The sequence below is a fragment of the Stenotrophomonas sp. 01N47 genome (assembly GCF_056399165.1).
In genome coordinates, this window is record NZ_JBFTQU010000005.1 from 239,084 (window position 1) to 264,462 (window position 25,379).

Below are 25,379 nucleotides of genomic sequence, written 5' to 3' on the forward strand. Positions count from 1 at the left end.
ACCGACGCCATGAGCGAATCCGACACCTTCTCCTCGTACGCCGCTGTTGAGCCGATCAACGACGACACCCCACTGCCGGATCTGAGCACCTTCTTGGGCATTCTCAAGCGGATGCGCGGATGCGAGGGGGCTGATGGGCTGCCTTGGCCGGAGAACGACGTGTCACCCGGCCGCCGCGTGAGCCTGGCGAGAACCGAGCGCGCGTTGGTCGGGCTGCTAACGGTGCTGGAGGTGCTGCATTCGGCGGACCGCTGCCGTGTGGCAGCGGAGCCGGAGAGGCATCTGGATGAGGGGGTTGTGGATGGGCTATTCCTGGCTTGCCGGGGGTTGGCTGAGTGGGCTTGCCGGGAGGTTAGGCCGGAGTGATCACCACCGCGATTCTTTGACCATCGGGCCGTCAAGGGAAGGCAAGGGTGTGCAAATTAGATTCAAGCCCACAGCGACCACGAAGCAAATCTAGATTGCAAGCGGTGGGAAACGCTCGGCATGTTCCGGATACAGATCGATCATGAAAAATTCCATTCGAAATCTCTCAAAGATTCCTGGATCACGAATCATGGCTTCGACTTGTGCCTGCGTCCAATCGGCGCCTCGCTCCGCTGCGCGTGCCCGCAGAGCTTCAGCACGAAGCTGCACTGCCTCATCCGTGAGGTGTCGTTCTGCATAGTATTCGACAATCAAGCGGTAGATGGTCTGCGCGCTCAACTGCCAAAACTCGTTTCCTGCACGCGTTGCGCGAAGGGCGCCCATAGCCCGCTCCGACGACCGGGTCATCAGGAGGGCTTGATAGAAGGCCGATAGTGCCGTCTCCAAATCCCCGGCCGAGATCCGCCGCTTCGGGGCCAAGAATGCCCAGAACGGCGCCCGATGCTCGGCACGAACAAAACTCGCGATGGCCCCGCCATGACATGCAGCCACCACCGTGATGAGGTTCAAGCGCGTGGCCACGTTGAGGTCCACGAAGGCTGGCTTCATGTCGTCCCACGTCAACCAAGATCCGTCAGCAAACTCCAGTCCGCCTTCCCCACCGTGGCACTCGATGTGAAGCAACGGCGCGTATGGCTCCCTGGATGCTTGATGAGCAAGTTGGGCCAACAAATCGAGAAAAGCACCGCCGGAAGGAATACGAACGCTGGCGATGTGGGGAACGTCGCTGATCACCCGCGCCCAGTCCTGGGCATCCGCAAACAGGCGGGCCGCAGTGTTGAGTTGGCCTTCCGGGAGGGAGTCCACGATGAGAACTTGGTTGAAGGTCGCGTTCATCGGCGCCTTCCCAACCCCGGACTGCCACCTTGCACCACGGGGCTGCCTCCTCGCCGCCGCCTCCCATCATCCGGACCCAGCGCACGCTCTAGACGTTGCAGTGCCGTCTTGGGCGGTGGCCTGGCATCGACGGGCGGCAGCTTGGCTATCTCAGCCTTGGTCATTTTGGTCGAGGGCTTGAACCGATTCTTGCGAAGCTTTGTCTTCCCCGGCACCTTCTTCTCAAGCGGCTTCGGTTGCAGAGTAGGCGGCGCTTCATCGAGCATGCCAAGCTTGGCAGCCACCATGCGCAGTTTCGACGGTGAATTGGCCTTGCGGAGAAAAATGCGCGCACGGCGCTCCGCGTAGGTCCGGGACCACCGCATGCGTGTCATCCCCTCGACGATGATCGTTTCCAAGAACCTCTCTTGGACTGAGATCAGAACAATCGGTCCGTTGCGCTGCCCCTCCTTTGACACCCGCTTTTTGGAGGAACGCTCAACAGGACCCTTCTTGCCCGAAGGCTGCGCCGACTTCGGCTTCCTTGCCGATTGAGTTGTCACCCATCCACCTCCGATTTGGCCGGCCGTGCTTGCGTGCGGTCCCGGTAGGTCTCGGTGACGAAGTCCACAAACGCCACGGCAGACGCCACCGCCAAGCGTGCATGCCGGGGCTGTAGCCCACGGTGCTTGCCGTCTTTGCCATGGCCGGTGCCGTAGAGGCGGCGAAGGTTGGCCAGGTTACCGGCGATCTGGTTCAGGTTGCTCAGGATGCGTTTGATGCACTCGGCCCCCTTGGCTTGGTCATCGATCCCTTCGGGCACCAGGTCCAAGCTCTTGGCCAGTTTCTTGGCCAAGTCGTTCATGTCATCGCTCTTGCCTATCTCCACCCCCATCTTGCCCAGGATGGTCTTACAGCAAGACTCCACCAGCTCCTTGGCGCTGCCGATGGCCAGCTCGGGATCTTTCTCGACCGCGTACTCCATGCGCTGTATCTGCTTGGCGATGGCGCCGGCGTCCAAGGAATCGGCCGCAGACCTTCCCCTCTCAAAGGATCGGTGATCGTTGGAGGTCAACGGGCGTGGTTCGTACCGGGCCCGTCCTGCGATCCGCTCGACTTCGACCAGGTGCCAACCAGCTTGCCGCAATTGGTCGTTGAGGTGCTCAACGATGGTGGCGGCCTCCTCCCGGTCAGGCCTCACCACCGGGTGGACCATTTCCGCCAGGAACCTTAGGAAGGTATCGGCCGGACCATCGAGCAACGGGAATCGGTCGTCGTCGAAGATCCAGTAATCGTCCCAGTCAAAATTATTGACCCGGTGCTGGTAGATGTCTCCAGCCGCGTCCTTGTAGCGCGAATCAGTGGATGGCAACCGACGAAGCTCGTAGATGCGGCTCAGGAACTCGGTGTCGTCCAACGCGCCGAACACGTTCACCTGCTCCAATCGGAGCCCATCGAAGATGTTCCGGCGAACGGCACGGGGAATGACAACTGGAGAGGAGGAGCGCCAATCTTCGTTCTGGCCAACGATGGGAATCAACCGGGCGGCGAAGAAGTCGTGGCCATTCGGGGGAATGGCTTCCGTCAATGCCTCGGTGATCTGTTCGCAAACGTCCTTGAGCTTGGGACGCAAGCGCGCAAACTCCGGCGCCGGCACCTCCAGCAGGACGTTCCAGCAATTCGTGCCCCCGTTCCAGTTGTCAGAGGTATCGTGCTGGATAGATGCGGTGGAGGTGCGAAGAAGATCGGCCGCGTCGGCATGCCCACTCTCCTGGAGCAGCACGTAAGCGGCGCCCAAGCACCGCTCCAACACCTGTTCATCGAGAGGGTTCGTCAGCACGATCAGCTCCGGCGAACCAGCATGGCTTGGGCGGGGTCATAGACGTAGTCGGTGATGCTCCCGTCTTGGATGCGCTTGACTGCCTCGTCAATCACAGGAAGCGGGATCAAGAACCACTCCCGCGGCTTCACAGGAACTCCCATCCGATCTCGGAGCGTTAGCTCAAGACGCGCAGGCTGGAAGATGCGATGAAAGATGTTCTCAAGGCGAATGGGATTAATATTGGCGAGCTTGTAGGTGGCGATGACCTCCACCTTTGCCAACATATAGGTCGACTCCCTCTCCGCGTTAGCAATCCTGGTCTCGACCTTACCCCCGGTAACGCCGATCTTGTGGATCAGTTGCTGATTCTTCTGGACGTATGAATGGCGAGAGAGGCTCCTCAGCACATAGATGGTGCCGTTCACCACGTCGTCCGTTTCCAAAGCATCCCCAAACAGAGGACCGTAATCGTCGTCGGTGATGCGTCGGCCGGTGTCGTCCTTGTAGAGGGCCCGCTGCAAGGAGCGCTCAAGCAAATCACTCTCGGTGCCGTTGGAATAGATCACCCGCAGCCTGGCGTTGGATTCGCCGTTGGGCGTTCGCACCGGCTCGCCCACCTCGGCGACGTATGCCATCTGCCCTCCCAGAATGAAGAAGTTGCCCTTCTCTACGCTGGCGTCTCTGCCGAACCGCAAGGCCTTGCGGAGGCCCGACTTGAGATCAGCTTCCACGCGCTCGAACAGGGGCTGGAAGCGATCAAAGTCTTCGCACTCGGTGCGATTGGCAATTTCCTCTGCAGCCTTGCGCTCCTCGAAGGTCCGCACGTGGCGCAACTGGGTAATGTCGTCCTCCCCACCCAATGGCGCGCCCAGCGCGGCCAGGAGTGTCTCGTCGTCCACGGCGTCGCCGGAGTCGTCCGCGGGCAAGGTGGGCGCGTCCTGGAGCAGCCGGTGAGTGTCCAGCGGCAGCAGGAGTGGGTGCGCCTGCTTCAACGCGCGCAATCGATCCAGGCGCACAGCAAGCAACCGCTCGCCGATGTCGCGATCTTCGCCGTGCTGCGGGGCCCGGCCGTGGTCGGCGGCAAAACGCACGATCTCCTGGAAGCCCACCAAGATGCGTTCTTCCTGTGGCGTGCGCGCCGCTACCTTGACGGGGTTGGGTTGATAGCCCAGTTCCGCCAGCAGGGCCTCGTCGTCGATGTCAACCATTGCCATCGCCCCCGGCGGTTTTGCGCTGCTGGACGTGCTTGTGGAGGGCCACGACGCCTTCGGCCATCTTGCGCTCCCACGGATCCGTGGACGTGATATCCGGCGGGCGCTTCTTCTCGGCCTGGAAGGCGCGTGCGCGCAGCGCCAAGGCCTTGGCCTCCTCGTAGGGGATTGCCACGCGCTTTGCCGAAATGCTGGCCTGAACTTGGCGCAGGATCTTCTCATCCATGGCCTTGGCCAAGACCGCGTAGGCGGCGTCGAACGGGTTGATCCGGTCGATGAGATCGATGTTCAGGTCGCGAACGTTGACGAACTTGCGCGCGCCATCGATGAGCGAAGTGCTGCCGGTCTCGCCCCCGGGGACCTCCTCGGCCAAAATCTGCTTGGCTTGCTGCGTCACGTTGAGGGCGGCGATGGCGTGCTGACGCACCGCCTCCTGGTCCTCGGCGCTCAACTCCGGATAGCGGTCGCGCACGATCTTGCCCAACTGCACTTGGGTCAGGTCCTCCGGCAGCGTGTTCTCCTTGTCGAACAGGCCCCGCTCCAACGCCGTCTTGTCTTGGATGAACGTGGTGATGACCTCGTTCAGATCCTCGCGGCAAATGCGGGTAGCCTCGGGCGAGCTCGGCATGGCCAGCCCGCCAATTTCAACGTGAACCTGACCGGTAGCCTCGTTCACACCCACGTTTCTGCCGCCCTCTTGGTAACCATTCTCCCCATAGTTGAAGCCCGTCATTTCGCCCACATTCTTCGGCGTGAACTCGAAGCGCGGCGCAAGCACCTGCTCCATGAGTAGGCTGGCCGCGATTGCCTTGAGGGTGTCGTTCACGGCGTCTACCACCATCGCTTCGTCGGCCGCGGGTTCGGCGATGAGGTTGGTAAACCGGGAAATCTCCTTGCCCGGTGCGTCCCGGGTGGCCCTACCGATGATCTGCACGATTTCGGTGAGGCTGCTGCGGTATCCAATGGTCAGGGCATGCTCGCACCAGATCCAGTCGAACCCCTCTTTCGCCATGCCCAGTGCGATAATGACATCCACGTGGTCACGATTGTCTTTCTGCGTCGGATCTTTCAGCGCGGCCAGCACCCGGGAGCGCTGGGCCTCGTCGCTGTCGTCGACTAGGTCGGCGACCTTGAGCATGCGCCCGTCGGGCAGCTGGAGTTGGTGGAAGCCAGTGACCGGATCCAAGCCTTTCCAGATTCCCAGGCGGGACATGATTTCCTCGACCTCACGGTGCTTGTCCTTGAGGCTTTCGCGGGCGTTGACGTTGGGGATGTGGACGATGGTTTTCAGCGCGGGATCCAGCACCTTCACGATCGCGTCCAGATAGCGGCCGGTGTAGAAGAAATAGCCGATTTTGAGCGACTTGAGGTAGGTGTAGCCGTTCAATTGCTCGTAGTAGGTGTAGGACACCGTCTCGAAACGCGCCTCATCCGCCGGCGCGAGCACGGCCACCGTGTCGCCACGAAAGTAAGAGCCGGTCATGGCAACCACGTGGACCCGGTTGCGCGCGATGAGCTGTCCCAGCTGGCTGCCCAGCTTGTTCTCCGGGTTGCTGCTGACGTGGTGAAACTCGTCCACCGCGATCAGACGGTCGTCGAAAGCCTCGATACCGAACTCATCCACGGCGAACCGGAACGTGGCGTGGGTGCACACGAGTACGGAGTCGTCACTGGCCAGAAACGCTCCTACCGCCTGAATCTTGGACTTCGCGACCTTGCCGTTGTCTTCACCCGGGGCGTTGCACAAGTTCCACTGCGGGCGCACGACCCAGTCGTCCCAGAAACCGTGTTCTGTCAGCATTTCGTCGGCGAAGCTGCCACCGATGGAGCGCTCTGGCACAACGATGAGAGCCTGCCTTAAGCCCTGATTCTTCAACTTGTCCAAGGCGATGAACATCAGCGCGCGGGATTTGCCCGACGCTGGCGGCGACTTAATCAACAGGTATTGGGCGCCTCGACTGGCGAACGCGCGGGCTTGCATGGGGCGCATGCCGTAGGCGTCCACCTTGCTCGACGCGCCCGTGCGCGCGAGGGCCATCTCAACGGAGGGCACCGAGTTTTGATTGGTCGGGTTGTCGGTCATGCCTTTTTGCCTCTGTATCGGGGCTTGCCTTGGGCAGGCGCCATCTTGGTGTAGAGCTCGAACAACTTGCCCAAGCGCTCGGAGTCGTTACGAAACCTTCGCCCAACGTAGATTCGCTCCATCACCTCGTCGTTGCGCTCATGCGCCCGGCGCAGGTCCTCCGGCATCTTGTCGTAGAGCTCGGCGATCGTCTGGGGGAAGTGAGATTCGCGCGCCAGCAGGATGCCCTCGGCGCAGCGCGTCAGATCAGCCTTCTGCTGATCGGTGAGCTTGGGCACTGGGAAGGTATTCCAGCCCAAAGTGCTGGAATAGCGAAAGTCTGTTTTTATCTTTCCACAAATGGTGGCGATCCACACCAAGTGCATGCGCGAGGCAAAAACCGCAACGTTCCACAAAGGCGCATTAAACAAGGCCGACGCACTATCGGCCACGATGTCTCCGCAACTCGCCAAAGCAAAAGGCAAATAATCACGGTTTTCAGAACTGTGGCGCGGCACGACAACGGGGATTTCGTCGCCCGTTTGCCGGACCTCACCAAAACGATGAGGAGTTTTTGCGAGTGTCTGGGTGGTTGCTCGATCACTAGCTGCGCGGTGGTTTCGCACGATGGCGAAGCGATCAGCCAACCATGGGTTGGCCGCTGCCTCTCCATACGAGGCCTCGTCCACCCAGATGCAATAGCGCCATTTTCCGCCAATAGCCTCCTCCGCCCCCAAAAACGGCCGGATGAAACGCCGTGGCACGCCGTGGTTAACAACAGCGTCTTCAACTTGCTCCGACGTGGGCAACAAACCGCCACCATCGTTGGCCATGTTTCCGAAACTCATGGGAATCAGCTCACTCACTGGCTTTGAGCGCTCCTCCACAAACACATTCGGCCCGGCTAGCAAGTAAGCATTAATGTTGTCTGTGGCCTTGAGAACCGTCTGGCCGTCCTCGCCATCGCTGTAGAGTAACCGCTCCTTCCCCGGCGCGTTCGAAATGCCGATGATGACCACCGATACGCCGGCGTTCTTTGCCGCCAGGTTCTTCCACTTGAACGAGGTGTGCGCAAACGCAATGGCGTGGCCGGTGTCGAACACCAGGGGCCAGAGGGTGGCGACTTGACGCCCTTGGCAAATGGAGTTGGTGGCCACGAACGCGGTTGCAGCCTTCGTGGCCTTGCCATAGTCGGCGGCCTTCATAAACCAAGCGGCCACGTAATCCAGCGAGCCCCACTTCTTGGTGCGCTTGTCGAACACGGCTTTCATGTCGGCCTTGCGCGACTCGGCCTCCCGTTTCATACGGGCTTTCTGCTCCTTGGTAGCCCCCTTCGGCGGCTTGGCGTTGGAACCGACATACGGTGGGTTGCCGCACAGGTAGGTTTCCCCGCCCTCGTTCTCGAAGTCGATGTCGGGCTGGTCTGCCGGGGTAGTGAACAGGTCGTCGCCCCGGACGCTGACCTCCGTGCCGGTGGGCGGGCACGCGGTCAGCCAGTCGATTTGCAGGGCGTTGCCGCGGGTGATCCAGTTCATGCGGTCCAGCGGCAGCACCGTGGCCAGGGCTTGCTGCTGCCCGCGGTAGAGCACGTCGCACTGGAACTTGGCGATGATTAGCGCCAGGCGCGCAATCTCGGCCGGGAAGTCGTGAAGCTCGATGCCGCGGAAGTTGTTGATCGGGATGTCGGACTTGCGATCTTCCTCCCCGCGCCGACGATTGACCTCGGCCTCGATCTTGCGCAACTCCTTGTAGGCGATGACCAGGAAGTTGCCCGAACCGCACGCGGGGTCAAAGACGCGGATGTGGGCCATGCGCCGGCGCAACGCCAGCAACTTTCCCTTGTGTTCCCCAGCGGCCTCCAACTGGGCGCGCAAGCCGTCCAGGAACAGCGGATTGAGCGCCTTGAGGATGTTGGGCACGCTGGTGTAGTGCATGCCCAACGCGCCACGCTGTTCCTTGTCTGCAACCGCTTGAATCATGGACCCGAAAATATCGGGGTTGATCTGGCGCCAGTTCAACTCGCCCACGCGCAACAAATAGGAGCGCGCAGCGCGTGTGAAACGCGGCACGTCGATGCGATCGGCGAACAACCCACCGTTGACGTAGGGGAACGGCTGGGCCCACGTGGGGAGCTCCGCTGCGGCCCTTTCGGCCATCTCCAGGTTCATGGTGGCGAACAGCGTTTCGAGCACGTGGCACGTGTTGGAGCCATCTGGCTCGGTCATGCGGTCTACGGCGCGCGTGAACAGGCTGTCGCCGTGGAAGATGTCCGTGTCCTCGGCGAAAAAGCAGAAGATGAGACGCGCCAGGAAGTGGTTCATGTCCGAGCGGCGTTCTTCGGTGTCCCAATCGGGGTTATTCGTCAGCAACTCCACGTAGAGTTTGTTCAGGCGAACCGTCGCCCGAACGTCAATGGGATTGTCCTTGATCGCCTGCAGCGTGGTGATGCCGGCGTAGGGCAGGAAGAACTCGAAGTGGTCGGCCAGCTGCGCGAACGGGCAGGACAGGGGCTCCCCCGTGGCCAGGTATTCGGCTTCCACCGATTCGCCGTCAGTGACCAATATCAACTTGGCCTTGTTGGGCCGGTTCCTAGGGCTAGCCCGCAGCGCTTCCAGCGTGGCATGCACGTCGCCCGGCGCGCACGCGGCCAAGTGTATGTTGTTGCGCTGAAGCACCCCGCCGGGCACGTCCGAAAAGTTGCTCCCGCCCGCACCTACCTTGCGCAAGCGCTGGAGCGTGATGCCGTTATTGCCGAACGCGGCAAGGAACTGGAATGGGAACTCGCCTGGGTCAAACACACCTGCAGCCACTTCGGCCAAGGCCACCTCCATCTCCACCGCATTCATGCAGAGCAACCTCCACGGACAACCATGCCGTCAGTGGCAGGTTCAATGGGGCGGTGGGACTGTCCCATGGGGGCGTGAAAACGTGGCATCCGCTGATCTCGTAAGGCAAGCGCCTAGTATCGTTCAGCCGCAGGATGGAGGGCCAGTTTCGCAAGCCGTGAGACGCCACAACCCTTTGTTTTCCAAGGGTTGCCCGATCGCTGACAGATGAGCTTCACCACCGATTGCGCAGACCCAAGGTCCGCCGGCAGCCGTGCCTTGCATACCCTTTCGACCTCCACGGTCTGGCCGGGGCACCTTAGGCAGAGGGATGTCCTCGGACGGCCCAGCCGGTGGCCCTGAGCAAAAAAAAGGGCGCCTCTCGGCGCCCTCGTTCTTTCAACTCATTCCCACTCAATAGTCGCCGGAGGCTTCCCCGAGATGTCATAGACAACCCGCGACACCCCCCGCAACTCATTGATGATCCGGTTGCTCACCGTACCCAGGAATTCATACGGCAGATGCGCCCAATGCGCCGTCATGAAGTCGATCGTCTCCACGGCCCGCAGCGCAATCACCCACTCATACGCCCGCGCATCGCCCACCACGCCCACCGACTTCACCGGCAGGAACACGGCAAACGCCTGGCTGGTCTTGTCGTACAGATCCGCCTTGCGCAGCTCATCAATGAAGATGGCATCGGCCTTGGCCAGCAGCTCGGCGTATTCGCGCTTCACTTCGCCCAGGATACGCACGCCCAGGCCCGGGCCCGGGAACGGATGGCGGTAGACCATGCTGCGCGGCAGGCCCAGCTCAACGCCCAGGCGGCGCACTTCGTCCTTAAACAGCTCACGCAGCGGCTCGACCAGGCCCAGCTTCATGTGCTCCGGCAGGCCGCCCACGTTGTGGTGGCTCTTGATCACGTGGGCCTTGCCGGTCTTGCTGCCGGCCGACTCGATCACGTCGGGGTAGATGGTGCCCTGCGCCAGCCACTTGGCGTTCTTCAGTTTGTTCGACTCTTCGTCGAAGATCTCAACGAACAGGTTGCCGATGATCTTGCGCTTGGCTTCCGGGTCGGTCACGCCTTCCAGCGCGCTGAAGTAACGGTCGGCGGCATTCACGCGCACCACCTTCACGCCCATGTGCTCGGCAAACATCGCCATCACCTGGTCGCCTTCCTGCCAGCGCAGCAGGCCGGTGTCCACGAACACGCAGGTCAGCTTCTCGCCGATGGCCTTGTGCAGCAGTGCAGCCACCACGGACGAATCGACGCCGCCGGACAGGCCCAGGATCACTTCGTCATCGCCCACCTGCTCGCGCACGCGGGCGATCTGGTCGTCGATGATGTTGGCGGCGGTCCACAGGGTCTGGCAGCCGCACACGTCCACCACGAAGCGGCGCAGCAGCGCCTGGCCCTGCAGGGTGTGGGTCACTTCCGGGTGGAACTGCACGCCGTACCAGCGCTTTTCTTCGTTGGCCATGGCGGCCACCGGAATGCGGTCGGTGGTGGCGGTGATGGTGAAGCCCGGCGGCGCAACGGAAACGTGGTCGCCGTGGCTCATCCAGACATTCAACTTCGGCTCGCCGCCGTGGTCGCTCAGGCCCTTGAACAGCGCATCCGGGTTGATCACGTTCACTTCGGCGTGGCCGAATTCGCGCTGGTCAGCCGCTTCGGTGGCACCGCCCAGCTGCGCGGCCAGGGTCTGCATGCCGTAGCAGATGCCGAAGATCGGCAGGCCGCTGTCGAACACTTCCTGCGGCGCGGCGGGCGCGCCCGGCAGCGTGGTCGATTCCGGGCCACCGGACAGGATGATGCCCTTGGCGCCAAAGCCGGCGATCTCGGCCGGGTTGTGGTCCCACGCCCAGATTTCGCAGTAGACGCCCAGCTCGCGGATGCGGCGGGCAATCAGCTGCGTGTACTGCGCGCCGAAATCGAGGATGAGGATCTTGTCGTTATGGATGTTGGTCATGGCGCCCCGGCAATGCAGTAGGGAAAACGAAAACGTCAGATTTTTCAGCGGCAGATGGAGAAAGAGGAACGGGAATCAGCTTCCTCGTTCCTCTTTGCTCGTCCCGCATCAGGAGCGGTAGTTCGGCGGCTCTTTGGTGATCGTCACGTCGTGGACGTGGCTCTCGCGCTGGCCAGCGCCGCTGATCTTCACGAACTTGGGCTTGCTGCGCATGTCCTCGACGGTGGCGCAACCCACGTAGCCCATGGTGGCGCGCAGGCCGCCCATCAGCTGGTGGATGATGCCGCCCACCGGGCCGCGGTACGGCACGCGGCCTTCAATGCCTTCGGGTACCAGCTTGTCGGCGGTGGCGGCGTCCTGGAAGTAGCGGTCCTTGGACCCCTTCTCCATCGCAGCCAGCGAGCCCATGCCGCGGTAGCTCTTGTACGAACGGCCCTGGAACAGCTCGGTTTCACCCGGCGATTCCTCGGTACCGGCCAGCAGGCCACCAATCATGATGGTGGAAGCACCGGCGGCCAGTGCCTTGCCGATGTCGCCGGAGTAACGGATGCCACCGTCGGCGATCAGCGGGATGCGGTCCTGCAGCGCTTCGGCCACCAGGTCGATCGCGGTGATCTGCGGCACGCCCACGCCTGCCACCACGCGGGTGGTGCAGATCGAGCCCGGGCCGATGCCGACCTTCACTGCATCCGCGCCGCTGTCCAGCAGCGCCAGCGCGGCTTCACCGGTGCAGATGTTGCCACCGATGACCTGCACGTTCGGGAAGTTCTTCTTGACCCAGCTGACGCGGTCCAGCACGCCCTGCGAATGGCCGTGCGCGGTATCGACCACGATCACGTCCACGCCGGCAGCCACCAGCGCTTCCACGCGACGGTCGGTATCGCCGCCCACGCCGACGGCCGCGCCGACCAGCAGGCGGGTGGCGATGTCCTTGGCAGCGTTCGGGAAGTCGGTGTTCTTCTGGATGTCCTTGACGGTGATCAGGCCACGCAGGGCGAACTCGTCATTGACCACCAGCACCTTTTCGATGCGGTTGCGGTGCAGCAGCTGCAGCACTTCATCCGACGCGGCGCCTTCCTTGACCGTGATCAGGCGATCCTTCTTGGTCATGATGTGGCGGACCGGATCGTCCAGCTCGGTCTCGAAGCGCATGTCGCGATGGGTCACGATGCCGGCCAGCAGGCCGTCGCTGCCCACCACCGGCACGCCGGAGATGTTGTGCGCCTGGGTCAGGGCCAGCACGTCGCGGATGGTGGTTTCCGGGCCGACGGTGATCGGGTCGCGGATGACGCCGGCCTCGAACTTCTTGACCTTGGCCACTTCCGCGGCCTGCTGCTCCACGCTCAGGTTCTTGTGGATGATGCCCATGCCACCCAGCTGTGCCATGGCGATGGCCAGGCGTGCTTCGGTGACGGTATCCATGGCGGCGGACAGGATCGGAAGCTTGAGCTTCAGGTCGCGCGTCAACCGCGTTTCGAGGTTGACGTCCTTGGGCAGGATGGTCGAATGAGCGGGGACGAGCGAGACGTCGTCGTAAGTGAGTGCTTCAGCCTGGATGCGCAGCATCGGCATACCCGAGATGTGGGGAAGCGCGACATTTTACCCTGTTTTCGCGGCCTGTGGCAGGGGGTAGATGCGACGCAGTGTCGCGCGGGCGAAGATCTGTTCAGGGCACCTACCGAAGCGGGTAGTGCCGGCCGCTGGCCGGCAACCTCATGAACCTTCGGATGGCATACCGGGTCGTCAAACCCCAGCTTCCGCCGCTTCCAACGTGTTCTGCATCAGCGTGGCCACGGTCATCGGGCCTACGCCACCCGGTACCGGGGTGATCCAGCTCGCCCGCTGCGCTGCGGCCTCGAACCCGACATCGCCCACCAGACGGCCGTCATCCAAGCGGTTGATGCCCACGTCGATCACCACCGCGCCCGGCTTCACCCACTCGCCCGGCACGATGTCCGGCCGGCCGACCGCCACCACCAGGATGTCGGCGTTGCGCACGGCCTGTTCCAGCACGTCCTTGGGGGTGAATTTGTGGCAGCTGGTCACGGTGCAACCCGCAATCAGCAGCTCCAGGCCCATCGGCCGGCCAACGTGGTTGCTGACGCCGACGATGGTGGCGTTGCGGCCCCGCACCGGCTGGTCGGTGTGGCCCAGCAGCGTGGTGATGCCGCGCGGGGTGCACGGGCGCAGGCCGAACTCGCGCAGGGCCAGGTGGCCGACGTTTTCCGGGTGGAAGCCGTCCACGTCCTTGCGCGGGTCGATGCGCTGGATCAGCCGGCGCGCATCGGGAATGCCCGGCAGCGGCAGCTGGATCAGGATGCCGTTGATCTTCGGGTCGGCGTTGAGCTGGTCGATCAGGTCGAGCAGCTCGGCCTCGGTGGTGCCGGCCGGCAGGTCGTAGTCATAGGCCTCGATGCCCACCTTCTCGGCCGCGCGGCGCTTGTTGCGCACGTACACGGTCGAGGCCGGGTCGCCCCCCACCAGCACCACGGCCAGGCCCGGGCGGCTGCCACCGGCGGCGACACGGGCGTCGACCCGCACCTTCAGGCTGTCGAGCAGGTCCTCGGCGATACGGCGGCCATCGAGGATTCGGGCAGGAAGCTGGGGGGCGGAGTCGGTCATCGGGTGCGGGCGTGGGGCGGCGGGGACGCTATTGTCCCCGATTCACGCCCCCTCGCCCACCGGGAATGCGGGCCGCCGCCGCTTCGGTAGTGCCGGCCGCTGGCCGGCAACCTCATGAGCGCAGGACGCACCGTGCAGTTGCCGGCCAGCGGCCGGCACTACCATGCTTCAGATCATTCCTCTTCTTCTTCCGGCACTTCATCCGCATTGAGCGTGCGTGCCTTGCGCTTGGGCGCGGTAAACGGCGTCGGCGTCGGCACACCCGGCAGCGCGCTGCCGAACACCATGTGCGCGCCGGCCCTCAGGCTGCCACCGGCCATTTCCAGTTCGAAGCGCTCGGCATCGCGCTCGCGGATCTGCTCGGCAATCTCGCGCGCGTCATCTTCGTCCGCGCCCAGCTCCACCAGTGCCGCCTGCCCGAACAGCAGTGCCGACTCGAACGTTTCGCGGATCTGGAAGTCCACGCCAGCATGGATCAACTGCAGCGAATGTTCGCGGTCGAACGAGCGCACCAGCAGCTTGGCCTGCGGGAACTGATGCGCGACAAGTTCGACGATGCGGTCGGCGTCCTCGGCATTGTTCACGCACACCGCAATCGCCCGCGCACTGCCCGCGCCGGAGGCATGCAGCACGTCCAGCCGGGTGCCGTCGCCGTAATAGATCTTGAAACCGAAACGCTCGGCGTTGTGGATCATCTCCACATCGTTGTCGATGATGGTCACGTCCACGTCGCGGGCCAGCAGCGACTGACTGGCCACCTGGCCGAAGCGGCCGAAGCCGATCAGCAGCACGCTGCCGGACAGGCCATCGGCGGTATCCACGCCTTCCAGGCTGACGGTCGGCGTCGGCGCCACGCGCTTGTAGACCAGCACCACCAGCGGCGTCAGCGCCATCGACAGCACCACCACGGCAGTGAAGTTGGCATTGATGTCCAGGCTGATCACCCCGGCACTGGCTGCGGCCGAGAACAGCACGAAGGCGAACTCGCCGCCCTGCGCCATCAGCACGCCACGGTCCAGTGCCTGCGCATGGTCACTGCCCATCAAGCGCGCCACAACATAGATGCACAGCGCCTTGGCCGCCATCAGCGCGACCACCAGGCCGAGGATCATCGGCCAGTTGCCGGCCACCACGCCCAGGTCCAGCGCCATGCCCACGCTGAGGAAGAACAGGCCCAGCAGGATGCCGCGGAACGGTTCGATGTCTGCTTCGATCTGGTGGCGGAAGGTCGATTCGCTCAGCAGCACACCGGCCAGGAACGCGCCCATCGCCATCGACAACCCGGACAGCTGCATCAGCAGCGCCGCGCCCAGCACCACCAGCAGTGCGGCGGCGGTCATCACTTCGCGCGCTTTCGATTCGGCCAGCACGCGGAACAGCGGATTAAGCAGGAAGCGGCCGACCAGCACCAGGCCGACGATGGCGCCCACGCCGATCGCCACCGACATCCAGCGCGAGCCCTCGCCATCGGCACTGCCGGCCGCCGGCGCCATCCACGCGACCAGCGCCAGCAACGGCACGATCAGCAGATCTTCGAACAGCAGGATCGAGACGATCTTCTGCCCCGATGGCAGCGCGATATCGCCGCGCTCGGCCAGCAGCTGCATCACCACTGCGGTGGAGGTGAGCACGAAACCGGTGGCGCCGATGAAAGCGATCTGCCACGGCAGCCCGAACAGCTTGGCGATGCTGGTCAGCACCAGCGCGCAGGTGACGATCTGCAGCGTGCCCAGCCCGAAGATTTCCTTGCGCAGGCTCCACAGGTGCGAGGGCCGCATTTCCAGGCCGATGACGAACAGGAACATGACCACGCCGAGTTCGGCGGTATGCAGGATCGCCTGCGGGTCGGAGAACCAGCCCAGCCCGAACGGGCCGATCGCCAGGCCGGCGGCGAAGTAGCCCAGCACCGAGCCCAGGCCGAGCCGACGGAACAGCGGCACCATCACCACCGCTGCGCCCAACAGGGCGACGACCTTGACCAGCTCGCTGGTCGCTGCTTCTACCGCCATGCGGTGGGTTCCCCGGAAATCGAAATCGGCCTCAACGATAGAGCAACACCGATGACGGCAATAGCACGTGTGTTGCGTTTTATTGTCTTGGAGATGGAACGATGCCAGGGATGACCCCCAATATCATCCCGAAACCGGACGCATCCATCCACGCATGGCGTGGATCTACCAACGCATTAGTAGATCCACGCCATGCGTGGATGACGCGCCGACCGGTTCACCCGCCCCGGCAGAACGCGGCGTAATCGATATACCCCGGGAACGGCACACCCGGCGCGCACACCGGGCACTGCGGGTCCGGCCCGATGCCGGTCTCGCGGAAGCGCATGCCCAGCGCGTCAAAGCGCAGCAGGCGCCCCACCAACGGTTCGCCGATGCCCAGCAGCAGCTTCAGCCCCTCGGTGGCCTGCAGCACACCCGCCAGGCCGGGCAGCACGCCCAGCACGCCGGCCTCGGAACAGTTGGGCGCGAACTCCGGCGGCGGCGGCTCCGGGAACAGGCAGCGGTAGCACGGCGCCACGCCACGCTGGCGGCCGGCATCGAACACGCTCACCTGGCCATCGAAACGCTCGATGGCGGCGTAGACCATCGGCGTGGCGTGCTTGATGCAGGCGTCGTTGAGCAGGTAGCGCAACGGGAAGTTGTCCGAACCGTCCAGCACCACGTCGACGTCCTGCAGCAGGCGGTCCACGTTCTCCGAGGTGACCCGCTCGGGCACGGCCTCGACCTCGATGGACGGGTTCAACGCCAGCAGCCGCTCACGTGCCGAATCGACCTTCAGCTGGCCGACGCTGGCCTCGGTATGCACGATCTGCCGGTGCAGGTTGCTGCGCTCGACACGGTCGTGGTCGGCAAAACGCAGGTGCCCTACCCCGGCGGCCGCCAGGTAGAACCCGGCCGGCGCGCCCAGGCCGCCCGCGCCCAGCACCAGCACCCGTGACTGCTGCAGGCGGCGCTGGCCAGCCTCGCCCACCTGCGGCAGCAGCAGGTGGCGCGAATAGCGGTCATAGAAATCGCGGTCGGCGGCGCTGCTCAGTGGCTGCACCAGCGGCAGCGCCTGCTCGCGCCAGGCCACCGTCCCGCCGGCAACGGAGGCGACGTTGGTATAGCCCGCATCCAGCAGCGCCTGCGCTGCATCGGCAGAGCGCTTGCCGCTATGGCAGATCAGCAGGATTTCCTGTTCCGGCACAGGCAGGTGCGCGGCGGGGTCGGCCAGAAGTTCATCCTTGGCCACGCCACGCGCGCCCTCGGCCATGCCGCCGGCCCGCTCATGCGCCTCGCGCACGTCGATCAGCACCGCACCATGGGCCACGCGCGCGCGCGCCCGCTCGGGGGAAAGCTCTGGAATGCTCATGGCGTCCATTGTAGAGCCGGGGCCCATGTTGACGGAGCCGACGGCGCGCAGGACCCTCTGGCCGGTGAAACCATCGATCAATCCCGTACAGACCGAGCACCTGCTGCTCCGGCCGTTCTCATGCGCCGACGGCCCCGAGGTCTTCGCCGGCATCACGCCAACGCTGACCCGCTTCATGGCATTCGACACGCCGGACTCTTTTGCGGCATTCGAAAAGATCGGCCAGCAATGGCTGCGCCTGATCGAGCAAGGCTCGGAATACACGTTCGTGATCCGACATCTGCAGGACGGACGCTTTGTGGGCATCGCCGCCGTGCACCGCGCTACCGAGGGCGAACCCGAGCTTGGCATCTGGATAAGCGAGCGCGAGCAGGGACAGGGCTACGGCCGCGAGGCCGTGCGTGCCGTCGTCCACTGGTGCGCGGAACGGCTCGCTGCGGTCAGCTATCGCTACCCGGTGGCGGTGGACAACGTGGCCAGCCGGCGGATTGCCGAAGCACTGGGCGGCCAGGTGGTCGGCACCGAGCAGAACGCGAAGTTTGCGTCGGTGGTCTATCGGATTCCGGTGCCGGGGCTGCCTGGCTGAGGTTGCCGGCCAGCGGCCGGCACTACCGACAGGATCGCCACAACGAAAAAGGCGGCCCTGCGGCCGCCTTCTCGTGGATCACTTGCCCTTGACGTGCTTCATCAAGCGCCGCTTGGCCTTGACCTGCCGTTCGGTCAGCACGTTCTTCTTGCCTTCGTACGGGTTGGCACCCTCGCGGAAGATGAACTGCACCGGCGTACCGATCAGCTTGAAGCGCTTGCGGAAGAAGTTCTCCAGGTAGCGCTTGTACGACTCCTGCAGTTCCTTCAGGCGGGTGCCGTGCACGATGAAGGTCGGCGGGTTGGCGCCGGCCGGGTGCACGTAACGCAGCTTGGAGTCGTGGCCGCGGATGGTCGGCGGCGGGTTGGTCTCGTAGGCCACTTCCAGCGCCTTGTTCACTTCGCTGGTGGTGAAGGTCTTGTTCGCCGATTCGTGCGCGCGGTGCACCGCACGGAACAGCTCACGCAGGCCCGAGCCATGCTTGGCCGAGATGCGCACCGATTCGGCCCACGGCACGAAGCCCAAGCGCAGCGACAGCATCGTTTCGGCCTGCTCACGCTGGTAGTCGGTCAGGCCGTCCCACTTGTTGATCGCGATCACCAGCGCGCGGCCGGCATCCAGCACGGCGCCGAGCACGGTGGCGTCCTGGTCGGTCACGCCTTCGGTAGCATCGAGCATCAGCACGGCCACCTGGCACTGCTCGATCGACTGCATGGTCTTGACCACCGAGAACTTCTCGACGACCTCGTCCACGCGCGAACGGCGACGCAGGCCGGCGGTGTCGATCAGGCGGTACTCGCGGCCGTCACGCTCCAGGTCCACCGAGATCGAATCGCGGGTGGTGCCCGGCACGTCCGAGGCGATCATGCGCTCTTCGCCGAGGATGCGGTTGACCAGGGTCGACTTGCCCACGTTGGGGCGGCCGACGAAGGCGATGCGCACGCGATTCGGATCGTTGTCCAGCTCTTCGCCGCTGCCCTCTTCCGGCAGGCGCTGGATGACCTCGTCCAGCAGGTCGTCCAGGCCCTGGCGATGGGCAGCCGACACGGTCAGCATCTCGCTGAAGCCGTAGCGGGCGAACTCCGAACGCACGGTGTCCTCGTCGGTGCCGTCGATCTTGTTGATCAGCAGCAGCGTCGGGCGCGACAGCTTGCGCAGCCAGGCCAGGATCTCATCGTCCATCGCCGAGGTACCCTCGCGGGCATCGACGACGAACAGGATCAGGTCAGCTTCGCCAGCGGCAGCGCGGGCCTGGCGCGTGGTAGCACCAGCCAGGCCTTCTTCTTCCTCTGCGATGCCGCCGGTATCGACGACGAGGAAATGGTTGTCCTCGTCAAGCCGGCAGACGCCATAGTTGCGGTCCCGGGTGACGCCGGGCTGGTCATGGACCAGGGCGTCACGTGTACGGGTCAGTGCATTGAATATGGTCGACTTGCCGACATTCGGCCGTCCAACCAGGGCGACCAAAGGCAGCATCGCGATTACTCCGTATTAATTTGCCAACCGGAATGCGGTCAGCTTGCCATCAACGTTCTGCACCAGCAGCACTCCATCGACGACGATTGGCTGGGCCAGAAGCGCATCACCGCCGCTTTTCGCCCGCGCCGCCATCGCGCCATCGGAGGCCTGCAGCCAATGCAGGTATCCCTTGTAGTCACCGACCACCACGTAGTCGCCGTGCAGCGCCGGACCGGTCAGCGAGCGCCGGGCCAGTGCGGTCTGCGACCACATCGCCGCGCCGCTGGCCTTGTCCAGGCCGAACACGCCGCCCTTGTTGTCGGTAACGAAAACATTGCCCGAAGACACCGCCACACCGCCGGCACCGCCGTGGTCACGCGCCCACATCGGGCGACCGGTCGGGCCTTCGATGGCCATGGTCTGGTTCTTGAAGCTGCTCACGAACAGCGTATTGCCGTCGAGCACCGGGGCGCCATCGACGTCGGCCATGCGGTCCAGCTCGGTACGGCCTTCGCCGGTACCCACGTTCTGGTCCCACAGCGTGCGGCCGTCCTGCATGGCCAGCGCAGCAACGCTGCCCTCGTCCTTGCCGATGAACAGCACGCCCGGACCGGCCACCACCGCCGCGTTGCCACGCACGGTCAGCGCCGGCAGCTCGCTCGGGTTGAACCACTTCTGGGTGCCGTTGCCGGCATCGAACGCGGTGACGCGACCATCATTGCTGCGCACGAAGACCATGCCCTGGGCAATGGCTGGTGCGGCGATGACTTCGTTCGGCACGCGTGCGCGCCACTTCTCGCTGCCATCGTTGATGTCCAGCGCGATCACCTGGCCATCGAGGGTACCGATAACCACCAGGTTCTCGCCGACGCCCGGACCACCGGACAGCCGCAGCTTGGCCTTCTTCTTTTCCTTCTTCGGCTCCCAGGTCCAGACCTTCTTGCCGGTCTGCAGGTCGATGGCGTGCACGCCACCGGTGATCGCCGCGGCGAACACGTGGCCATTGGCCACTGCCGGGCCCTGGCGTACGCCGATGCGGCGCTCGCCCTTGCCCAGGTTGACCGACCAGGCCTTGTTGACCTTCAGGGTCGGCTCGAACTTGACCAGTTCCGCCGGCTCCTGTGCCTTCTTCGCTGCTGCGTCCTTGCCCGCGAACCAGCCCTTCATGGTGCTGCAACCGGACAGCGCCATACCGAGCAGGAGTACGGTGGCGACGCGCGTGATCATGACCTTCTGACTCATCAAACCGACTCCGCAGGGGCGGCGACGGTGCCGCCGGCGTCCATAACCTTGGTTTCCAGCAGTCGCCGCTGCGGCGCTGCCACGTCCAGCGTCTTCAGCGCCTTCTCATACTGTTCGCGGGCCGCGTCACGCTTGCCCTGCGCCATCAGCGCATCGCCATGGATTTCCAGGCTGCTGCTGTCGGTGGCGCTGCCCAGCAGCTTGATCGCTTCATCGCCCTTGCCGGTAGCCACCAGCAGGCGTGCCACGCGCTGGTCGACCACGCGCTGCAGGTCGCCTTCGACCTTCACCGCGCGCAGGGTGGCCAGCGCCTCTTCATTCTTGCCGGCATCGACCTGGGCCTTGGCCAGCTGCAGCGCAGCCAGGTCGCCGTAGATGCTGGACGGGCCAGCCTCCAGCGCCTTGACCGCCTTCGCAGCGTCGTCGAGCTTGTTCTGCTGCAGGCCCACCAGGGCCTTCTGGTACTCGACATTGGCCGAGGCCAGCTTGCCGCCCTGATCCTTCTGGTACCACTGCCAGCCGGCAATGGCACCGATGGCGATGACTACGCCACCGAGGATGCTGGCACCATTCTTCCGCAGCCAGCTGCGGACGCGTTCACTTTGTTCGTGCTCGTCGAGCAGGTCGTCGATCGCCATGCGTACTCTCGCCCCGCCCATCGGGAGGGACTATTGGGATTATCGAAGGTGGTGAAACCGCGCCTCAGTGTGAAACCGGGACAACGGAGCCTTCAGAGGATACCTGAAAGCGTGCCACGTTGGCTCGCTGATAGGGCGTCAGATCGACGATAGCGCCATTCTGCTGAACCTGGACCGCCGAGGCGTTGCCCAAGGTGACCCGGGCCACCTGGCCGGGGGTGAAGCTGCGGGTCTCGCCCGCCTTGATCAACGCCTTCTCGACGCTGCCGCCATCCGGACCGGCGATATCGACCCAGCTGTCGCCACTGAACTGCATGTCCAGATTGGCGGCAGCGGCCGGCGCAGCGCGCGGCACCGGGGCCAGCGAGGCAACGTAGGGGGTAGCAGTCGGCTTGACGACAGGTGCGGCCGCCACTTCGGCGGGCGCCGCGGCGGCGGACCCGGGACCAGCCGGGGTTACCGGTACGGCGGCCGGGATCACGTCCAGCGAGGCGGTGTTCGGCGAGGGCGCGACGCCATCGAAGTGGCCACGGGTGGCGAACCAGACCGGGACGGCCAGCACGGCGGTAATACCGACATACAGCGCACGGCGGCCGAGATTCTCGGCAATGCGGCGCGCACGCGGGGTATGGGTGTGACTGACCAGGGTCGGCGGAACCACCGGGCCAACCTGGGCCTGTTCCAGCAGTTCGCTGACGTCGACACCGAGCAGGCGGGCATAGCTGCGCAGCTGGCCGCGCACGAACACCGGCGCACCGAGCTTCTGCCACTGCTCCTGCTCGAGCGACTTCACCACTTGAACCGGCATGCGCAGGCGCTGGCCGACGTCTTCGAGGGTCAGTCCGGCGGCCTCGCGGGCCTGGCGCAGGCGGGTGCCGCAGCCGGCCACAGTCTCGAGATCGCTCACAGTCTGGTCATCAATCACAATGCATCAACCCTGGAGTTAGGAGCCCGCGTCCTGCGGAAATTCCTGTCGAATCCGCTGAAGATAGCGATCAGATGCCGCCTGATCACCCAGCCGCGCCTCGATTTGAGACGCAAGTTGTAACACGGAACGCGTGGCCGGTGCAGCCGCAATCCTACGTTCGGCGAAGGCGCGGGCCTCCATGAACTGACCGCGGCGGAAGCTCAGCTGGGCCATTGCCTCCAGCGCGACCGGGTTGCCAGGCACCTGGGACAGGGCGGCACGCAGGTTGCGTTCGGCACGTTCAAGCTGGCCAGCGTCCAACGCACAGCTGCCGCCGTTGGCCTGCGCCTCGGCCGGCGTGGTGTAGTTGGGCGCCTGCAGCGCACGGTCGAACCAGGCCAACGACTCGGCGGCCTGCCCGTTCTGGCACAGCCAAGCACCATAATTATTGAGTACGTCACCCCGCTGCGGCGCCAGCTCGGCGGCCATGCGGAAGCCTTCCCCGGCCTGCCGGGTGCGGCCACGCTGATCATCGATGCCGGCCAGCAGCACCAGGGCATCGGGGTCAGCAGGGGTCAGCTTGATCGCGTCGCGCGTCTTGCGCTCGGCAGCATCCAGGTTGCCGCTCTGCATGTCGCGGACAGCCAGGGCAAGCAGATCCGCGGCGCGGACCTGCCGGCGAACACCTTCGGGGTCGCGGACCGAATAGACCGTCGCCTGGCTGGGGCCCAGCTTGGCTTTGGGTTGCGACTTGCAAGCGGTGACCGAGAGGGCCAGCACGCCTGCAAGCAGTGCCAGCCAGAAGCGATCAGGCCGCGGCATCGCTCCCCTTCCCTGCCTGCAGTGTCTTGTTGAACTCAGCCTGGCGGCGGGTGCGATCCATCACCTGGCCCTTGAGCTGTCCGCAGGCGGCGTCGATATCGTCGCCACGGGTACGGCGCACCATCGTCAGCACGTTGCTGTCGAGCAGGATCTTCTGGAAAGCGCGGATATGCGCCTCTTCGGAACGCTCGTAGCGGGTGCCCGGGAACGGGTTGAACGGGATCAGGTTGACCTTGCCCGAATCCTTGGCCTGCACCGCGTTGTCGAACTGGCGCATCAGGCGGGCCAGCTCGCGGGCATGCTCGGGCTTGTCGTTGATGCCCTTCATCAGGGTGTATTCGAAGGTGACCGATTCGCGGCGCTTGTTGGCGCGCAGGTAACGTGCGCACGAAGCCATCAGCTCGGCGATCGGATACTTCTTGTTGAGCGGCACGAGGGTCTCGCGCAGCTCGTCGTTCGGCGCATGCAGCGACACCGCCAGCGACACGTCGCTTTCGGTGGACAGGCGGTCGATCTGCGGCACCAGGCCGGAGGTCGACAGGGTCACGCGCTTGTTGGCCAGGCCGTAGCCCAGATCGTCGCGCATCACGCTCATGGCGCGCACGACGTTGTCGAAATTCATCAGCGGCTCGCCCATGCCCATCATCACCACGTTGGTGAGGCGGCGCATCTGGTGCGGCACGTTGCCCAGGTGGCGCGCCGCGATCCACACCTGGCCGATGATCTCGGCGGTGGTCAGGTTGCGGTTGAAGCCCTGGGTGGCGGTGGAGCAGAACGTGCAGTTCAGGCCACAACCGACCTGCGAGGACACGCACAGCGTGCCGCGGGTCTTGTCGGGGATGTACACGGTCTCGATGGCGTTCTTGCCATCCACGCCCATCGCCAGCAGCCACTTGTGGGTGCCGTCGGCGGAGGGCTTGTCGAAGATGATGTTCGGGACGAGGACCTCGGCATGCTCCTGCAGCTTGGCGCGCAGGACCTTGCCGAGGTCGGTCATCTCATCGAACTCGGTGACGTAGCGATGGTGGATCCACTTCATCACCTGATGGGCGCGGAACTTCTTCTCGCCGAGAACCTCGACGAAAAACTTCTCCAGGCCCGCGCGATCGAGGTCGAGCAGGTTCTGCTTGCCAGCCGTGGGTGCCGACTTCGGCAGCGGCTGGATGGCGATTTTCTGTACGACCTCGTTCACGGCATTACTCTCAGCGCGAGACGACTTCGGTGGCGGCGAAGAAGTACGCGATTTCAATCGCGGCATTCTCGACCGAGTCCGAGCCGTGGGCGGCATTGGCATCGATGGATTCGGCGAAGTCGGCGCGGATGGTGCCCGCAGCGGCTTCCTTCGGGTTGGTGGCGCCCAGCAGGTCGCGGTGGGCCAGGACGGCGTTCTCGCCTTCCAGGGCCTGGATCATCACCGGGCCGGAGATCATGAACTCGACCAGTGCGTTGAAGAACGGACGCTCGCGGTGCACGGCGTAGAAGCCTTCGGCTTCACGACGCGACAGCTGCTTGTACTTGGCGGCCACGACCTTCAGGCCGGCCTTTTCGAAGCGGGCGTAGATTTCGCCGATGACGTTCTTGGCAACGGCGTCCGGCTTGATGATCGAAAGGGTGCGCTCCAGCGCCATGGGATGTCTCCAATGGAATCGGGCCGCTGATGGCCCGAAGGGTAACAAAAAAAAAGCCGCGTCGAAACGCGGGCTTAGCCTGATAAACGTGCGCGGATTGTAAAAGATAACGCGGCAGGGTGGTAGTGCCGGCCACTGGCCGGCATTGGCCGCCATTCAACCTCGGGGCTGCCGGCCAGCGGCCGGCACTACCCCCATTCACCCACCTGAGCGGATTCTGACCAGCCAAGGCATTTTTGCTGCACTGCAAAATGCCATACGGTACCGTCTGGTTCTAGTATCAAACAATCGTTTGATTAAGGTCCGCCCGCCCGATGGCCAAGCCCGCCCACTTCTCGACCAAGGACCGGATCCTCGGCGCCGCCGAGGAGCTGTTCGCCCAGCACGGCTTCGCCGGCACCTCGCTGCGCCAGGTCACCAGCCAGGCCGACGTCAACATCGCTGCGGTCAACTACCACTTCGGCTCCAAGGAAAACCTGGTCAACGAGGTGTTCCGCCGCCGCATGGACGAGATGACCGGCGCCCGCCTGGCCCAGCTTGAGCGTGCCCGCAACGAACACCCCGGGCAACTGCGGCCGGTGCTCGCCGCCTTCGTCGAGCCGGCCCTGGCACTGGCCCAGGACCGCCAGAACGGCGGCGCCTTCGTCCGCGTGATCGCCCGGGCCTACGCCGAAAAGAACGACAACCTGCGCAAGTTCCTGTCCGACCACTACGGCCACGTGCTGCGCGCGTTCGGCAAGGCCATCGCCGAGTGCGTGCCGGGCCTGAGCAAGGAAGAGCTTTACTGGCGCCTGGACTTCCTCGCCGGTTCGCTCACCTACGCCATGGCCGACTTCGGGCTGATCAAGCGACCCGCCGGTGTCACCGAAGCGGCGCATCGTGCCCATGCCGCCCATGAGCTGATCCATTTCGCCGAAGCCGGGTTCCGCGCCGCCGCACGCGACAGCGCACCGCCCGCTTCCATTGATTCCACCCAGTAAC

21 protein-coding genes are annotated in these 25,379 nt (G+C 64.4%); 3 read left to right on the forward strand and 18 right to left on the reverse strand.

The genetic code is table 11. From position 1 onward, the window contains the following. Nucleotides 1-9: 9 nt before the first annotated feature. Nucleotides 10-366: a hypothetical protein gene (locus tag AC1DKR_RS10890; RefSeq protein WP_478032825.1), complete on the forward strand. Its 357-nt coding sequence runs from the start codon at nt 10-12 to the stop codon at nt 364-366. Nucleotides 367-456: 90 nt separating this feature from the next. On the opposite strand, the gene AC1DKR_RS10895 is transcribed toward AC1DKR_RS10890, so the two are convergent. The 11 genes from AC1DKR_RS10895 to moeB all read right to left on the reverse strand — a co-directional run bounded on the left by AC1DKR_RS10895 (nt 457) and on the right by moeB (nt 17,117). Then, nucleotides 457-1,263, reverse strand: a complete 807-nt coding sequence (locus AC1DKR_RS10895) for a hypothetical protein (RefSeq protein WP_478032827.1) — start codon at nt 1,261-1,263, stop codon at nt 457-459. Beyond that, the gene (locus AC1DKR_RS10900) at nt 1,260-1,661 is read right to left on the reverse strand and encodes a hypothetical protein (protein WP_478032829.1); all 402 of its coding nucleotides are present in this window, start codon (nt 1,659-1,661) and stop codon (nt 1,260-1,262) included. Before AC1DKR_RS10900 ends, AC1DKR_RS10895 begins: the two co-directional genes overlap by 4 nt. Before the next feature lie 140 nt (nt 1,662-1,801). Continuing rightward, entirely contained in the window at nt 1,802-3,082 is a 1,281-nt protein-coding gene (locus AC1DKR_RS10905; protein WP_478032831.1) for an abortive infection family protein, read from the reverse strand. A gap of 2 nt (nt 3,083-3,084) precedes the next feature. Then, complete coding sequence (locus AC1DKR_RS10910) at nt 3,085-4,272, reverse strand: GIY-YIG nuclease family protein (protein WP_478032833.1); 1,188 nt, start codon at nt 4,270-4,272, stop codon at nt 3,085-3,087. Next, nucleotides 4,265-6,358, reverse strand: a complete 2,094-nt coding sequence (locus tag AC1DKR_RS10915; protein ID WP_478032834.1) for a DEAD/DEAH box helicase — start codon at nt 6,356-6,358, stop codon at nt 4,265-4,267. The genes AC1DKR_RS10910 and AC1DKR_RS10915 overlap by 8 nt, the downstream gene beginning before the upstream one ends. Beyond that, a complete protein-coding gene (locus AC1DKR_RS10920) occupies nt 6,355-9,183 on the reverse strand; it encodes a class I SAM-dependent DNA methyltransferase (RefSeq protein ID WP_478032835.1) in 2,829 nt (942 codons plus the stop codon). Before AC1DKR_RS10920 ends, AC1DKR_RS10915 begins: the two co-directional genes overlap by 4 nt. Before the next feature lie 383 nt (nt 9,184-9,566). After that, complete coding sequence (guaA, locus tag AC1DKR_RS10925; protein ID WP_478032837.1) at nt 9,567-11,132, reverse strand: glutamine-hydrolyzing GMP synthase; 1,566 nt, start codon at nt 11,130-11,132, stop codon at nt 9,567-9,569. 108 nt (nt 11,133-11,240) lie between these two features. Beyond that, entirely contained in the window at nt 11,241-12,698 is a 1,458-nt protein-coding gene (gene guaB, locus AC1DKR_RS10930; RefSeq protein WP_140227099.1) for an IMP dehydrogenase, read from the reverse strand. 177 nt (nt 12,699-12,875) lie between these two features. Then, complete coding sequence (gene folD / locus AC1DKR_RS10935) at nt 12,876-13,754, reverse strand: bifunctional methylenetetrahydrofolate dehydrogenase/methenyltetrahydrofolate cyclohydrolase FolD (protein ID WP_025874985.1); 879 nt, start codon at nt 13,752-13,754, stop codon at nt 12,876-12,878. A gap of 173 nt (nt 13,755-13,927) precedes the next feature. Beyond that, complete coding sequence (locus AC1DKR_RS10940; protein WP_478032838.1) at nt 13,928-15,763, reverse strand: monovalent cation:proton antiporter-2 (CPA2) family protein; 1,836 nt, start codon at nt 15,761-15,763, stop codon at nt 13,928-13,930. Between the two features lie 217 nt (nt 15,764-15,980). Further along, nucleotides 15,981-17,117, reverse strand: a complete 1,137-nt coding sequence (gene moeB / locus AC1DKR_RS10945; RefSeq protein ID WP_478032839.1) for a molybdopterin-synthase adenylyltransferase MoeB — start codon at nt 17,115-17,117, stop codon at nt 15,981-15,983. Nucleotides 17,118-17,181: 64 nt separating this feature from the next. Here moeB and AC1DKR_RS10950 point away from each other — a divergent pair, with 64 nt between their 5' ends. Beyond that, complete coding sequence (locus tag AC1DKR_RS10950; RefSeq protein WP_478032841.1) at nt 17,182-17,703, forward strand: GNAT family N-acetyltransferase; 522 nt, start codon at nt 17,182-17,184, stop codon at nt 17,701-17,703. A 78-nt stretch (nt 17,704-17,781) separates the two neighbouring features. Here AC1DKR_RS10950 and der read toward each other — a convergent pair whose 3' ends face one another. From der to ndk, 7 genes are all read right to left on the reverse strand, one after another. Next, a complete protein-coding gene (gene der, locus AC1DKR_RS10955) occupies nt 17,782-19,179 on the reverse strand; it encodes a ribosome biogenesis GTPase Der (RefSeq protein ID WP_478032843.1) in 1,398 nt (465 codons plus the stop codon). A gap of 15 nt (nt 19,180-19,194) precedes the next feature. Continuing rightward, entirely contained in the window at nt 19,195-20,403 is a 1,209-nt protein-coding gene (gene bamB, locus AC1DKR_RS10960; protein WP_088100629.1) for an outer membrane protein assembly factor BamB, read from the reverse strand. Next, nucleotides 20,403-21,041 (reverse strand): YfgM family protein, encoded by a 639-nt coding sequence (locus AC1DKR_RS10965; RefSeq protein ID WP_025874997.1) that lies wholly within the window; start codon nt 21,039-21,041, stop codon nt 20,403-20,405. Before AC1DKR_RS10965 ends, bamB begins: the two co-directional genes overlap by 1 nt. Nucleotides 21,042-21,105: 64 nt before the next feature. Beyond that, complete coding sequence (locus AC1DKR_RS10970; RefSeq protein WP_478032846.1) at nt 21,106-21,966, reverse strand: helix-turn-helix domain-containing protein; 861 nt, start codon at nt 21,964-21,966, stop codon at nt 21,106-21,108. Between the two features lie 18 nt (nt 21,967-21,984). Then, nucleotides 21,985-22,770: a type IV pilus biogenesis/stability protein PilW gene (gene pilW, locus AC1DKR_RS10975; protein ID WP_428704208.1), complete on the reverse strand. Its 786-nt coding sequence runs from the start codon at nt 22,768-22,770 to the stop codon at nt 21,985-21,987. Next, nucleotides 22,757-23,962, reverse strand: coding sequence for a dual-specificity RNA methyltransferase RlmN (gene rlmN / locus AC1DKR_RS10980; protein WP_025875003.1), 1,206 nt, complete (start codon nt 23,960-23,962; stop codon nt 22,757-22,759). The genes pilW and rlmN overlap by 14 nt, the downstream gene beginning before the upstream one ends. Nucleotides 23,963-23,972: 10 nt before the next feature. Beyond that, nucleotides 23,973-24,398, reverse strand: a complete 426-nt coding sequence (ndk, locus tag AC1DKR_RS10985) for a nucleoside-diphosphate kinase (protein WP_008265389.1) — start codon at nt 24,396-24,398, stop codon at nt 23,973-23,975. Between the two features lie 314 nt (nt 24,399-24,712). On the opposite strand from ndk, the gene AC1DKR_RS10990 reads away from it, so the two are divergent. Then, nucleotides 24,713-25,378, forward strand: a complete 666-nt coding sequence (locus tag AC1DKR_RS10990; protein WP_394198414.1) for a TetR/AcrR family transcriptional regulator — start codon at nt 24,713-24,715, stop codon at nt 25,376-25,378. Nucleotide 25,379: the final 1 nt, after the last annotated feature.